This window comes from Streptomyces aurantiacus (assembly GCF_001418335.1).
Taxonomy (GTDB): Bacteria; Actinomycetota; Actinomycetes; order Streptomycetales; family Streptomycetaceae; genus Streptomyces; species Streptomyces aurantiacus.
The window spans coordinates 1-13,520 of the sequence record NZ_LIPP01000268.1 but is presented as its reverse complement, the minus strand read 5'-3'; the positions used below and the strand labels follow the sequence as shown (position 1 = coordinate 13,520).

General features: G+C 73.5%; 10 protein-coding genes and 1 pseudogene. 5 read left to right on the top strand and 6 right to left on the bottom strand.

Annotation, left to right across the window (positions count from 1 at the left end; all coding sequences use genetic code 11):
- Window positions 1-1,699, bottom strand: a pseudogene (locus tag AOK01_RS30330) (DNA-binding protein); the annotation flags it as partial.
- A 141-nt stretch (window positions 1,700-1,840) separates the two neighbouring features.
- Between AOK01_RS30330 and AOK01_RS30325 the strand changes: the two are divergent.
- Together AOK01_RS30325 and AOK01_RS30320 are read left to right on the top strand one after the other, a co-directional pair.
- Window positions 1,841-2,929: a hypothetical protein gene (locus AOK01_RS30325; RefSeq protein WP_055517284.1), complete on the top strand. Its 1,089-nt coding sequence runs from the start codon at window positions 1,841-1,843 to the stop codon at window positions 2,927-2,929.
- 94 nt (window positions 2,930-3,023) lie between these two features.
- The gene (locus AOK01_RS30320) at window positions 3,024-3,668 is read left to right on the top strand and encodes an HAD family hydrolase (protein ID WP_055517282.1); all 645 of its coding nucleotides are present in this window, start codon (window positions 3,024-3,026) and stop codon (window positions 3,666-3,668) included.
- Window positions 3,669-3,735: 67 nt separating this feature from the next.
- On the opposite strand, the gene AOK01_RS30315 is transcribed toward AOK01_RS30320, so the two are convergent.
- A complete protein-coding gene (locus AOK01_RS30315; RefSeq protein ID WP_055517280.1) occupies window positions 3,736-3,984 on the bottom strand; it encodes a hypothetical protein in 249 nt (82 codons plus the stop codon).
- Between the two features lie 212 nt (window positions 3,985-4,196).
- Between AOK01_RS30315 and AOK01_RS46220 the strand changes: the two genes are divergently transcribed.
- Complete coding sequence (locus tag AOK01_RS46220; protein ID WP_055517278.1) at window positions 4,197-4,580, top strand: cold-shock protein; 384 nt, start codon at window positions 4,197-4,199, stop codon at window positions 4,578-4,580.
- A gap of 134 nt (window positions 4,581-4,714) precedes the next feature.
- Here the strand turns inward: AOK01_RS46220 and AOK01_RS30305 are convergent, their stop codons facing one another.
- From AOK01_RS30305 to AOK01_RS30290, 4 genes are all read right to left on the bottom strand, one after another.
- Window positions 4,715-5,596 (bottom strand): 1,4-dihydroxy-6-naphtoate synthase, encoded by an 882-nt coding sequence (locus AOK01_RS30305; RefSeq protein ID WP_055517276.1) that lies wholly within the window; start codon window positions 5,594-5,596, stop codon window positions 4,715-4,717.
- Window positions 5,580-6,353 (bottom strand): futalosine hydrolase, encoded by a 774-nt coding sequence (locus AOK01_RS30300; RefSeq protein ID WP_055517274.1) that lies wholly within the window; start codon window positions 6,351-6,353, stop codon window positions 5,580-5,582. The genes AOK01_RS30305 and AOK01_RS30300 overlap by 17 nt, the downstream gene beginning before the upstream one ends.
- A gap of 58 nt (window positions 6,354-6,411) precedes the next feature.
- Window positions 6,412-6,900 (bottom strand): hypothetical protein, encoded by a 489-nt coding sequence (locus AOK01_RS30295; protein ID WP_055517272.1) that lies wholly within the window; start codon window positions 6,898-6,900, stop codon window positions 6,412-6,414.
- Between the two features lie 138 nt (window positions 6,901-7,038).
- Entirely contained in the window at window positions 7,039-8,562 is a 1,524-nt protein-coding gene (locus AOK01_RS30290) for an MFS transporter (protein ID WP_055517270.1), read from the bottom strand.
- A 565-nt stretch (window positions 8,563-9,127) separates the two neighbouring features.
- On the opposite strand from AOK01_RS30290, the gene AOK01_RS30285 reads away from it, so the two are divergent.
- Window positions 9,128-10,051 (top strand): DUF3027 domain-containing protein, encoded by a 924-nt coding sequence (locus AOK01_RS30285; RefSeq protein ID WP_055517267.1) that lies wholly within the window; start codon window positions 9,128-9,130, stop codon window positions 10,049-10,051.
- A 254-nt stretch (window positions 10,052-10,305) separates the two neighbouring features.
- Window positions 10,306-13,488 (top strand): sacsin N-terminal ATP-binding-like domain-containing protein, encoded by a 3,183-nt coding sequence (locus tag AOK01_RS30280; protein WP_055517266.1) that lies wholly within the window; start codon window positions 10,306-10,308, stop codon window positions 13,486-13,488.
- The last annotated feature ends 32 nt before the right edge of the window (window positions 13,489-13,520 follow it).

The window sequence follows — 13,520 nt, the reverse complement described above, 5'->3', positions numbered from 1 at the left end:
CCGCCGAACTGGCCGCCGCCGCGGCCCGGGCCGCGGCGGCGGCCAGTTCGGCGGGGGAGCGGTGCTCCGGCGCGGGCGCCGGGCGGGGATGGCGGTGCTGGTGGCGCCGGTGGTGGACGGGGAGTTTGTCGCCGGGACCGGCGGCCGGTTCCGGGGCGGGTGCGCCGGGCGGCGCCCCCAGGAGCGCCCGGCCGTGCGCGGACAGCGCGCCGCGCCCGGTGATCCCCAGCGACTCGGCCTCCGTCAGCGTCCACCGGGCGAGGCGGGACCGCAGGTCGTCCGAGGCGGCGGCGCCGCGCAGGGCGCGTTCCCAGTGCAGGCGGGCGACGAGGGCGTCGGGCGACGCGGAGCCGCCCTCGGGCAGCGCGGCGAGGAGCGAGAGGACCCGGTGGCGGACCTCGGGGGCCGCCGAGCGGTCCAGGCCTGGGCCCAGCGCCGACAGCGTGCGCTCCTTGGCGTCACGGCCGCCGACCACGCCCGCCGTGCGGGTGGCCGACAGCCACGCCGTGGCCAGCCACGTCCAGCGCTCGGCCGCCGGGAGGTCCAGCCACTCGTCGTGGGCGGGCGTCGCCGCGTACCGCTCCTCGGCCGCGCCGTCCGAGGCCAGCAGTCCTGCCGCGTAGGCGAGTTCCACCCAGAACGCGGCGGCCGGCTCCGGTAGGTCCAGGGCGACGGCCGTCCGCTTCAGGTCGCGCACGCTCAGGCCGCCCGCGCGCAGCACGGACGGGCCGCCCTCGTCCCAGTCCTTCAGCAGCTCCTCGACGGTGGCGAGCGCCGTGTACGCCTGGCCGGCCGCCGTGCTGTCCACAACCTGTGGACGGTGTACGGAGACGGGCTCGACCGGCGGAGGAAGCGGCTCCGTTCGCTGGTGTGCCCGTCCCGCACGCAGATGCAGGGCCACCTCGCGGGGCAGCACGACCGTGCCGGGCGCCGTCGGCAGGAGCAGCCCGCGGTCCAGGAGCCAGCGCAGCCGGGCCGCCGGGTCGGCGGTCACCTGGCCGTACGGCGGCCCCCAGACCAGCCGCGACAGGACCTCAAGGGACTCCGGCGGCGCCGAGTCGAGCAGGGCGGACATCCGGGCGCGGTCGGTGAACAGACCCGTCAGCGACTCCACCGCGGACACCGCGTCGTGCGTCGTGGCAAGCCCGGCCGCCGTCAGGAGTTCCTGGATGCGGCCGGGGGACATGCCCGTCGTGGCCTCCGCGACCGTCGGGCCGAGGCCCGTAGGGGACGGGTGCTGCGGCGAGGGCGCGAGAAGTTCGCGGGCCGTGCGCACCAGCCGCAGCCGGTCGTCCGAGCCCCATACCAGTGCCTGTTCGCGCAGGTCACGCACGGCGTGCGGGAGTGCCTCGACGACCACCGGGTCGTCCGCGTCGCCCGCCAGCAGGTCCTGGAGCGTGCCGTACGGCGCCGGGTCCGGGGCTACGGCCAGCGCCTCCGCCGTCTGGAGGGTGAACCGGTCCAGCCGCTCCAGGGCACGGATCACGGACGCGCGCGTGCCGGCCCGGGTGGCCAGCTGGGTGAGGTCGGTCGGTACGGGAGTGATGAGGTCGGGGCGGGCCCGAAGCAGCGCGGACAGGGAGGAGTCGTCGCGGGCCCGCAGGTCCTCCGCGAGTGAACGAGGGTGTGCCCCGGCGGGGGCGGATTCCTCCACGGGCGCCCCGCCGGGCTCCTCTGACGACTGCTCCTGGACGCTCATCCGATCCACGTTAGCGGGTGGGCCCGCGTCGACGTTCCTGTTGGCGTGAGCCACCGCCGTGCCGGGGCTCGTCACCGGCGGCGGGCGCGGTACCGTCGTTCGCGCGGGGAATGACAACGTGGGCGCCCCGGAGGGGACTTCGTGGGGATCGAGAGCGACCAGCTCGTATTCGACTATCTGAGCCGGGTGGGCGACCTGGCCCAGCAGAGGCAGCTGCCGTCCGGGACGCGCATGAGGCTCGTGTCGGAGCTGCGGGGCGAGATCGACCGGCGGCGGGCCAAGGCGACTCTCGACAGCCCGGCCGCGGTCCGCCGCATCCTCGACCGCATCGGCACCCCCGAGTCGGTGGTCACGGCCGCCAAGGCCGACAGCTCCGGCACCGGCTCGGGTTCCGGCTCGGGCGCCGGCTCGACTCCGCCACCGACGCGGGCCGCCGTCCCCACCCAGCGCGCCGAGGAACCCGAGGCCCGGCCGAAGCGGCTGCGCCGCATAGTGCCCCGGCAGCGCCCGGCGGAGCCGGGTCCGGGACTGGAGGCAGCCGAGACGACCGAGATGTCCGGCTCCGTGCCCACTCCGCCGCACCTCGCCAGCACGGAAGAGCTCGGCACCGGGCCCCAGCCCGACTGGTGGCGCGTGGAGAGCGGCCCGTTCGGGACGATGGACAGCGTGCCCGGGTTCACCGGGGGCGTGGAGATCCCGGAGCTGTTCAAGCCGCCACCCGCCGACGAGTCCGACGGGGCCGGCGCGCCCGGTCCGAAGGCCGCGGCGGCGGTCGCCGAACCGGCGGCACCCGTGGAGGCCGCCGAACCGGCCGGGCGCGTACGCCGTCGCTTCGTCCCCCGCCTGCGCCTCCTCGGCGGTGGGGGTGGCAGCGGAGGGGGCGGTGGCGGTGGCCGTTGGTCCAACCCCCTGCTGCTGCTCGCCGCCGCCCTCCTGGTCGCCGGCGCGGTCGTCGGCAACCTCGTCATGCTGGGCCTCGGCTGGCTCATCGCCTACCTTTCACGCCGCCTGACGCCCACCGAGTCGAAGTGGGCGGTCCTCGTTCTGCCCGGCCTGGTCGTCGCGGGGGGCATCGTCTGGATCTGGGGCCGTGCGGAGGAGCGCTGGGGCGCGCCCATCGCGCAGGATCAGATGGGCGACGCGATCGCCGACACCTGGCCGTGGGTCCTGAAGAGCGCGGCGGTCGCTTCCGCGCTGTATCTGGTGTGGAGGTCGCAGCGGCGGGGGTAGGCATCCGCCGTGGCGCGCGGGGTGTCGGGTGCGGGCCGGTGGGGGCTGGGCGCGCAGTTCCCCGCGCCCCTTGCGGTGCCGGCCGGTGGGCACAATGGCTCATATGACCTCGCCTGTGACCTCTCGTGCGCTGACCGTCGGTTTCGACCTCGACATGACCCTCATCGACTCCCGGCCCGGGATCCGTGCCTGCTATCAGGCGCTCTCCGTGCGGACGGGGACCTTCATCGACGCCGATCTCGCCGTCACCAGGCTCGGGCCGCCGCTCGCCGAGGAGTTGATCAACTGGTTCCCGGCCGAACAGGTCGGGGCCATGGCGGACGTGTACCGGGAGATGTACCCCACGTATGCCATCGACGCGACGCTCGCGATGGCCGGCGCCCGGGAGGCGATAGCGGCGGTGCGGGCGGCCGGGGGCCGGGCGATCGTCGTCACCGCGAAGTACGAGCCGAACGCCAAGCTGCATCTCAGCCATCTCGGCATCGACGCCGACGCCGTCATCGGCAACCTGTGGGCCGAGGGCAAGGCGGAAGCCCTGCGCGAGCACGACGCGGGCGTCTACGTCGGCGACCACACCGGCGACGTACGCGGCGCGCGCATGGCGCGGGCCCTGTCGGTCGCGGTGGCCACCGGCCCGTGCGACGCGGACGAACTGCGCGCGGCGGGCGCCGACGTGGTGCTCAAGGACCTGCTGGAGTTCCCGGCTTGGCTGGCGGACCACCGGCGTACGCACGCATAACGCCCATAAAGGGTCGCGTAACGCGCATAAGGGGTCGCGCGGGGCGTGCGCACAGGGGGTGCGGCGATCACGAGCCCCCGCGCGCCTGCCGACGCCCGTCGGCGATCGACTGGAACACCCCCGCTCCCGCGATGAGGAATCCGACGCCCATCAACATGCTCAGACCGAACATGTATGTGGGAAAGGGCGTCGTGTCGAGCAGCAGCGGGGCCACGGTGACCAGTGTGGCCAGGGCCCCGACGAAGAAGACGATGGCGCCGGTACGGATCAGGCCGTCTCCGGCCGTGGCGGAATTCGGTTGGGTTTTGTCACGCACTCGACCAGGGTAGTTCCCTGCCCGGAGGAACAATCAAGTGACGTCTTGTCAGCAGCCGCCGGACCATTAGCCTTGGTACCGGCGGGTCCGACGACCCGCTGCAGTGCTGTACGGACCTGTTTTCCCGTGCGGTTTCGGCTGCGTTTTTCCGATGCGCGGCCAGTTTCCAACGAGCCATCCGGCTCCGACATACCGAGGACGAGGTCACACCCATGCCGACGGGCAAGGTCAAGTGGTTCAACAGTGAGAAGGGTTTCGGCTTTCTCTCCCGCGACGACGGCGGCGACGTCTTCGTTCATTCCTCGGTCCTGCCCGCCGGAGTCGATGTACTGAAGCCGGGGCAGCGTGTGGAGTTCGGTGTGGTCGCCGGGCAACGCGGCGACCAGGCACTTTCGGTGACGCTACTGGACCCCACGCCTTCCGTCGCGGCTGCCCAGCGCCGTAAGCCGGACGAACTGGCCTCCATTGTCCAGGATTTGACGACCCTCCTCGAAAACATCACGCCGATGCTTGAGCGGGGCCGCTATCCCGACAAGGCCGCGGGAAAACAGATCGCGGGCCTCCTCCGCGCGGTAGCGGACCAACTGGACGTCTGACCGCCGAGTCGCTGTGGCTCCGCGTCCCGTTCACGGGGCGCGGAGCCACAGCACTTGGGGGCGCGGGGAACTGCGCGACCGGCCCCACCGGCCCGGCACCCGCAAACGGCCCCCGAGGCCGGTGCAGCGCCCCGTCAGGGAAACGCCAGCGCCTCCGGCGCGAGAGCCGGCACGAGCCCCTCGGCCGCCGCGCGTGTGAGGAGGCCGCGGATCGCCGCGTACCCGTCCTCACCCAGGTCCGCCGTGAACTCGTTGACGTACAGGCCGATGTGCTGGTCCGCGACCGAGGCGTCCATCTCCTGGGCGTGCGCCAGCACATAGGGGCGGGAGACCTCGGGGTCGTCCCAGGCGGCGCGGACGGACGCGCGGGCCGACTCGGCGAGCAGCCTCAGCGTGGGCTCGCCCAGCGAGCGCTTGGCGATGATCGCGCCCAGCGGGATCGGCAGGCCCGTCGTCAGCTCCCAGTGCTCGCCCATGTCGGCGAGCTTGTGCAGGCCGTAGTTCTGGTACGTGAAGCGGGCCTCGTGGATGACGAGGCCGGCGTCCACCTTGCCGTCCCGTACGGCGGGCATGATCTCGTGGAACGGCATGACCACGATCTCGCCGACCCCGCCGGGAACCGTGTCCGCGGCCCACAGGCGGAACAGCAGGTAGGCGGTCGACCTCTCGCTCGGCACGGCGACCGTGCGGCCGGTGAGGTCCATGCCCGGCTCCCGGGTGAGGACCAGCGGCCCGCAGCCCCGCCCGAGCGCGCCCCCGCAGGGCAGCAGGGCCCACTCGTCCAGGACGTACGGCAGGACGGCGTACGACACCTTCAGGATGTCGAACTCGCCGCGTTCCGCCATGCCGTTGGTGATGTCGATGTCCGCGAAGGTCACGTCGAGCGCGGGCGCCCGCGGGACCCGGCCGTGGGCCCAGGCGTCGAAGGCGAAGGTGTCGTTCGGGCAGGGGGAGTACGCGATCTTCAGCGGCTCGGTGAGTCCAGTGGCTTCAGTGGGTTCAGTGAGTGCGGTCATGTGGGTTCCAACTCTCCAGTACGGGTGCCAGCTTCCCGAACGCCCCGGTGAGTGCCGCGAGGGCGTCGCCGATGCGCCAGGCGGCGCGGTCGCGGGGGCCGACGGGATTCGACACGGCGCGGATCTCCAGGACCGGGACGCCGTGCGCGGCGGCGGCCTCCGCGACTCCGAACCCCTCCATGGCCTCGGCGAGCGCCCGCGGGTGGCGCCGGCGCAACTCCGCGGCGCGCTCCGCGGTTCCGGTCACGGTGCTGACGGTCAGGACGGTCCCGGTGCGTGCTCCGGTGACGGCCGCGATCTCTCGTACGAGTGATTCCGGCGGGTGGTGGGTGACGGCTCCGAAGCCCAGCGCGGTGACCGGGGCGAACCCTTCGGGGGTCGTGGCGCCGAGGTCCGCGACGGTGATCTCGTCGGCCAGGACGAGCGAGCCGACGGGCGCGTCGGGCGGGAAGCCGCCGCCGATGCCGGCGGAGACGACCACGTCGTACGGCTCACCGGTCAGTGTGGCCGCGGTGAGCGCGGCGGCGGTCGACGCGGCGGCGGCGGCCGGACCCACGCCACCGGCGAGGAGATCGAGGACGGCGGAGCGGTTCGCGGAGCGGCCCGCGGGGAGCGTCACCCTGCTGAGGGTCGCTCCCGGAATCATGCGCTCCGTCACGGTGGCGGTCGCAGTGGCGGTCGCAGTCGCCGTCGAGCCTTCCGGAGTCGTGAACGCCGCCGCCACCGCGTCCCGTTCGACGGGGACCGCGGTGGTCACGAGGACACGTATGAGCGGCGGACCGGGAGGACTCGGCGGACCCGGCGGCTCGGGCGTGTCAGGCGTCGGCGTTCTCAAGCTTGAAGTTCCAGACGCCCTTGAACTGCGTACCGGTCTTGTTCTGCTGGACGACGCTGATGTACACGGTCTTCGGGGCGGCCTGACCCTGCTGCGCGGCGAAGAGGTCGACGCCCTCGAAGGCGTAGTACGTCTTCTTGAACGGGGAGGTGACCTGTTCCCCGTTGAGCCACAGGGCCCAGCCCTCGTCGGCGATCTCCGGGTCGACACCGATGCGCAGTGTCTCGCCCTGCGAGACGCTGATCGTGTCGGAGGCCTTCTTGGCGGCGCACTTGGTCACAGCCGCCTGGCTGATGCTGTCGCCGTCCTCGTAGCACTCGGCCTCGTTGCTGATCGAGTTCTTGCCGACCGTGACGGTGGCCATCGGCGTCGGCTTGTCACAGGCGGCCAGGACGAGAAGTCCGGCGGAAACGGCGCCGGCGGCGGCGACGGCGCGGCGACGGCGCGCAAGGGGACGCTGGGAGCTCATGGGCGAAGGCTATCGGGCGGGTCCGGCGGCCCGGCTATGTGGGTGGGGTACGCGGCGTGCCGCGGGCCCCGATCAGGCGAGGTACGGGCCGCGATCAGACGAGGTGCAGGCCGCGATCAGGCGAGGTGCGGGCCCCGCTCAGGCCAGGTGCGGGTGGCGCCGTCCGCCCTGCCGGGCCGTGCTCAGCAGCCCGCGGACGGTGGTGAGCCAGCCGACGGCGATGATCGTGGAGGCCACCGCCATGCCGAGGGTGCCGTTGAGCGGCAGCGCGATGCCGATCGCCCCGCCGACCACCCAGGCCATCTGCAGCATCGTCTCCGAGCGCGCGAACGCCGAGGTCCGCACCAGTTCCGGCACGTCCCGCTGGATCAGCGCGTCCAGGGACAGCTTGGACAGCGCCTGGGCGAACCCGGCGAACGCGGCGAGCACCGCCACCAAAAGCACCCCGAAGAACACCGCCGCCGTGATCGCCACGCCCAGGACCACCGCGACCACCGTGACGATGATCAGCTCCGGGGCCCGGGTCCGCAGCGCCGCGCCGACCACCGTGCCCAGCGCGTTGCCCACGCCCGCCGAGACGCCGACGATGCCGAGCGAGACCGCGGCGCTGGCGCCGGCCAGCGGGTGCTCGCGCAGCAGGAAGGCGAGGAAGAAGATCAGGAACCCGGAGAGGCCGCGCAGCGCGGCGTTGGCGGCGAGCGCGTGCGTGACCCCCATACCGACCGTGCGCAGGCCGGGACGCTTGGCCTGTTTCACCTGCGACTCGTCCGCCCCTGACCCGTTCGCCGGCGACTCGCCCGCTTCTGGCTCGTTCGCCGGCGACTCGTCCACCAGCGTCTCGTTCGCCGGCGACCCGTTTACCTGCGACCCGTTTACCTGCGGCCCGTTCATCTGCGGGCCGTCCACCCGCGGCCCCGTCAGCTGTGGCCTGTTCAGGTGCGGCCTGTGCAGGTGCTGCTCGTCCGCGGCGAGCAGGGCCCTGTCCTCGCCCTTCGCCGAGTCGACCTTGTGCGGCAGCGAGAACGACAGGAACGTACCCGCCACGAAGATCAGGAAGGCGCCGTAGAGGGGATAGCGGGGGCCGAGGGCCTGGAGCCCCGCTCCGATCGGGGCCGCCACGCCGGTCGCGAGCAGGCCGCCGAGCGTGACCCGGGAGTTCGCCTTGACCAGGGAGAACGTGGGTGGCAGGAGCCGGGGCACCACGGCGCTTCTGACGACGCCGTACGCCTTCGACGCCACCAGGACGCCGAGGGCCGCCGGATACAGCTCGATGCTGCCCGTGACGACCGCGCTCGACAGCAGCAGGGCCATGAAGGCGCGCGCGATGAACGCGCCCGCCATCGCGGCGCGCCTGCCGTGCGGGAGGCGGTCCAGGAGGGGACCGATGATCGGCGCGAGGAGCGTGAAGGGGGCCATGGTGATCGCCAGGTAGAGCGCCACCCGGCCGCGGGCCTCGTCCGTGGGGACCGAGAAGAACACCGTGGAGGCGAGCGCGACGGTGATCATCATGTCGCCGGCGCCGTTCACCCCGTGCAGTTCGATCAGTTTGCCGAGGCCCGACTCGCCCGCGCCGTGCGCGTGGGTCGCCTTTCTGATGCCTCTCGCCGTGCCGGAGAAGGGCAGGTGCAGGGCATGCCCGACGGAGCGGACGGCCCCGCGCACCGGGCCCGAACCGCCTTTACCTCCTGCGTCACCTCCCGCCCCGGCCTCACCGATCCCGGCGGTGCCTTGGGGCGACCTTGCGGCTGCCACTCCGCAATAGTGCCCCGAGAACGGCGTATGTAGTGCGGTTACCGCCCGTATAGCGGCTGACTGGGCCCTGTCGTTCCGGTGCCGGGGCGGTGCCGGGCGACTCGGGGACACCGGCTACGACTCGGACACGACCCGGCTACGACCTGGATACGACCTGGATACGACAGGGCCGGGACCCGGCGCGGACGGGGCCACGGCCCGGTCGGGACATGGCCGGAACACGACGGAGGAAGCGCCGCAAAGTGGTGAAGGCAACGCCGGTGTAGGCCCAGCGCCGACGAGACGGTAGCGTGCGTAACGCGCCCGCGGCAGTTGTTCTCGGCCGCGCGCCTTTCGGTCATCCCGCAGAATGGATGACGTAGGCGCGCCCGAGTGCGATCGGGCGCGGACGTCGACGCGGCCCCCCGGTCCGCTCCGTCCGCACCCCGTCGAGGACGGCGCACTCGTGAGACGGCGTAGGAGAGAAGCGATACCTGTGAGCGCGACAACGCGAAGCCGAACCCCCGACCGTCTGTGTGCCGAGGCCGTGGACCTCGCGCGGGCAGCCGCCGAGGAGGCCGCCGCTCCCGGCGTCGTCGGGGAGCACGCGGGGATGGTCAGCGAAGGGGACCGCGTCGTCACGCACTTCTTCGAGTGCAAGGAGATGGGGTACCGCGGCTGGCGCTGGGCGGTGACCGTGGCCCGGGCCTCGCGGGCGAAGTTCGTCACCCTCGACGAGACCGTACTGCTGCCCGGCACCGACGCCCTGCTGGCACCCGAGTGGGTGCCGTGGAGCGAGCGGCTGCGGCCCGGCGACATGGGTCCCGGGGACCTGCTGCCCACGGACGCGGAGGATCTGCGCCTGGAGCCCGGTTACTCCGGCGAGGACGAGCCCGCTCCGAACGCGCCGATCTCCGAGGAGATGGCCCAGCTGGCCGACGCGGAGGACGCCGAGGTCACGGCCGGCACGCCGGCCGTGCTGCCGCTGGTGCCGTCCCGCGGTTCGATCGCCTCCGTCGCCGAGGAACTCGGCATGCGGCGGGCCCGGGTCCTGTCGCGGTACGGGCTGCACATCGCGGCCGACCGGTGGGAGGAGTCGTACGGGGCGAAGACGGCGATGGCGCAGGCGGCGCCCGCGACCTGCGTCAGCTGTGGCTTCCTCAACCCGATCGGCGGATCGCTCGGCCAGGCGTTCGGGGTGTGCGCGAACGAGATCTCTCCGGCGGACGGGTGTGTGGTCTCGCTGTCGTACGGGTGCGGGGGGCACTCCGAGGCGGCGGTCATGCCGAAGCCGCCTCGGCCCGCGCCGCCGGTGATCGACGAGACGCGGGTGGATCCGTTCCCGCTGCGTCCGTCGCCGGACTCGGGGTCGGTGTCGGTGGGCCCGGACGAGTCTTCTGTGGAGTTCGGGCACAGCTAGTCGTCGGCGAGTGCGGGTTCGTTGTGGCTGGTCGCGCAGTTCCCCGCGCCCCTGAAAAGCAGGGGCGCGGGGAACTGCGCAGTCTTTTGTCTTTAGGGGCGCGGGGAACTGCGCGACCAGCCCCCACCGGCCCGCGGGTGAGGTAACCGGCACCACACAACCCGGCCGAGCCCCCGGCAGGGAATCCCGCGGTACCTTCTTGCGGCGGCCGAGGCATCACGTGCGGCCGTTCCATGTGAGAGGGAGAGTGAACCGTGGGCAACTTCGTGCAGCCTGCTGCCGAGGGCACTGATCCGTTCGGAACGGCTCGGCTGCGACGCGGGGTGCTGGACGCCTGGGCGACGAGCCCGGCGCGGTTCCGTGAGGACGCCAACTCCGAAGAGGACCTGGTACTCGGCGGCTACCGGGACCGCCTGGTCGTCGAGCTCGCGCAGAACGCCGCCGACGCCGCGTCCCGCGCCGGCGTACCGGGACGGCTGCGGCTCACCCTCCGCGACGGCGTCCTCGCCGCCGCCAACACCGGCGCCCCCCTGGACGCGACCGGCGTCGAGTCCCTCTCCACCCTGCGCGCCTCCGCCAAGCGGGACGACAGCGACAGCGCGGTCGGCCGTTTCGGCGTCGGCTTCGCGGCCGTCCTCGCCGTGACCGACGAACCCGCGCTGCTGGGACGGCACGGCGGCGTCCGCTGGTCCCTCGCCGAGGCCCGCGACCTCGCCGTCGACGTCGCCCGCCACAGCCCCGGGCTCGGGGACGAACTGCGCCGCCGCGACGGCCATGTGCCGCTGCTCCGGCTGCCGTTCGCGGCCGAGGGCACCGCCCCCGACACGTACGACAGCGTCGTGATCCTGCCGCTGCGGGACCCGGCCGCGGCGGATCTCGCGGAGCGGCTGCTCGACGGGATCGACGACGCCCTGCTGCTCGCCCTGCCCGGCCTCGACGAAGTGATCGTCGAGGCCGGGGACGGCGGCGTACGGACCATCCGGCGCCACGCCGACGACGGTGATGGCCACGATGGCGATGGTGTTGGCGGCGGTGGCGGCGGTGTTGGCGGCGGTGGCGGCGGTGTCGTCGTCGAGGACTCGCGGGACGGGACGACCCGGTGGCGTACCGTCTCCGCGCACGGGGCGCTGGAGCCCGCGCTGCTCGCCGACCGGCCCGTGGAGGAGCGGCTGCGTCCCCGCTGGTCGGTCACCTGGGCCGTCCCCGTCGACGCCGACGGCACCCCCGGGCGTCCGCGCACCGGCCCCGTCGTGCACGCGCCCACCCCCAGCGACGAACCCCTCGGCGTACCCGCGCTGCTCATCGCCTCGCTGCCGCTCGACACCACCCGCCGCCACGCCGCCCCCGGGCCGCTGACCGACTTCCTGGTGCAGCGGGCCGCGGACGCGTACGTCGAACTGCTCGCCGCCTGGCGGCCCGTGACCCCCGAGATCATCGGCCTGGTCCCGGGTCCGCTCGGCAAGGGCGAGCTGGACGGGGCGCTGCGGCAGGCGATCCTCGAACGGCTGCCGCGTACGGCGTTCCTGCCGCCCGCCGTCGAGCCGGGCGACGACCCCGACCTCCCCGAGGCCCTGCGCCCCCGCGACGCCGAGGTGGTGGAGGGCGCGGGAGCCGAGACCGTACAGGTCCTCGCCGAGGTGCTGCCCAGCCTGCTGCCCGCCGGGCTCGAACGACGCGTGGAACTGCGGACGTTGGGAGTCGCGCGAGTACCGCTGACCGAGGCGGTCGACCGGCTCGCGGGCCTGGAGAAGGACCCCGAGTGGTGGCGGCGCCTGTACGACAGCCTCGCCGGGGTCGACCCGGACCGGCTGACCGGGTTGCCGGTTCCGTTGGCCGACGGGCGTACGACCATCGGGCCCCGGCAGATTCTGCTGCCTGCTTCTGATGGTGCCCAGGTCGCGCCCGACGCCCTTGCCCGGCTCGGCCTGAAGGTCGCCCACCCGGACGCCGTCCATCCGCTCCTGGAGAAGCTGGGCGCGCTGCCCGCCACCGCGCGGGCCGTCCTGACCACCGCGCAGGTCCGCGCGGCCGTCGCCGGCTCGCTCGACGACGACCGCGGCGGCTGGGACGACGACACCACCCCGGACGCCGAGGAACTGGCCGACACCGTCCTCGCGCTCGTCCGCGACGCACGCCTCGAACCCGGCGACGAGCCCTGGCTCGGTGCCCTCGCGCTCCCCGACGACGAGGGCGAACTCGTCCCGGCCGGCGAACTCGTCCTGCCCGGCAGCCCCTTCGCCCAGGTGATCCGCGAGGACGAACTCGCCTTCGTCGACGCCGAACTGGCCGAACGCTGGGGCGAGCAGCCACTCGCCGCCTGTGGTGTGCTGGCCGGCTTCGCCCTCGTACGCGCCACGGACGTCGTCCTCGACCCCGACGAACTGGAGCCCCGGGACGGCGACTTCGCCGAACCCGACGACGCGGGGCTCCTCGACGCCGTCGACGTGTGGTGCGAGGACTCCCTGGACGGGCTGCCGGAGTCACCGGTGCCGCCCGTCGCCACGGAGATCGTCGCCGTGCGCGACCTCGACCTCGTGGACGACGACCGCTGGCCGCAGGCCCTGGCCCTGCTCTCCCGGCCGCCGCTGCGGGACGCCCTCACCCAGCCGGTCCGCGTCCTGCTGCCGGACGGCACGCACGAGATCATCCGGTCGTACACCGCCTGGTGGCTGCGCGGGCACCCCGTGCTCGACGGCCGCCGCCCGGCCGGCCTGCGCGCCGCGGGCGGCGACCCGCTGCTGCACGGCCTGTACGACGCCGCCGACGCAGCCGGTTTCGACGACGAGCAGGTGCTGCGCGCGCTCGGCGTCCGTACGTCCGTGGCCGCGCTGCTCGCCGAGCCCGGTGGCGCCGCGGAGCTCCTGGACCGCCTTGCCGATCCGGAGCGTGAGGTGTCGGCCGGTCAACTGCACGCGCTCTACGGGGCGTTGGCCGACCTCGATCCCGAGCAGGTGACTCTGCCGGACGAGTTGCGGGCCGTCGTGGACGGAGAGGTGAGGGTCGTGGACGCGGCCGACGCGGTGGTCGTGGACTCGCCCGACCTGTTGCCCTTCACCGCCGGTACACCCCTGCTGCCGGTACGGCGGTCGCGGGCCGCCGATCTCGCGGAGCTGTTCCAGGTCCGGCGGCTGAGCGAGTCCGTGACCGGCGAGGTGACAAGCGAGGGTGCCGAACGCGACGTGCCGGAGTCCGTACGGGTTCTGCTGGGCCCGTCGACCCCTTCGACGTACGTCGAGCACGAGGAGCTCTTCGTGGACGGTACGGAGCTGGACTGGCGCCGGAGCCGGGACGGGGTGCTGCATGCCGCCACGTTGGAGGGTGTTGCCGCGGGGCTTGCGTGGGCGGCTGGGCAGTGGCCGCGGCGGTTTGAGGTCGCGGCGTTGTTGGAGGATCCGTCGCGGACGGAGGAGTTGGCGCGGGATCGGTGGTTCGACTGAGGGGTGGGCTGGGTTGTTCGTCGGGTGCGGGT

What these genes read in the sequence shown, in the direction of transcription:
- AOK01_RS46220 (WP_055517278.1), top strand. Translation starts at nt 4,197, where the DNA reads ATGCCGACGGGCAAGGTCAAGTGGTTCAACAGTGAGAAGGGTTTCGGC.
- AOK01_RS30320 (WP_055517282.1), top strand. Translation starts at nt 3,024, where the DNA reads ATGGCTCATATGACCTCGCCTGTGACCTCTCGTGCGCTGACCGTCGGT.
- AOK01_RS30305 (WP_055517276.1), bottom strand. Translation starts at nt 5,596, where the DNA reads ATGACCGCACTCACTGAACCCACTGAAGCCACTGGACTCACCGAGCCG.
- AOK01_RS30295 (WP_055517272.1), bottom strand. Translation starts at nt 6,900, where the DNA reads ATGAGCTCCCAGCGTCCCCTTGCGCGCCGTCGCCGCGCCGTCGCCGCC.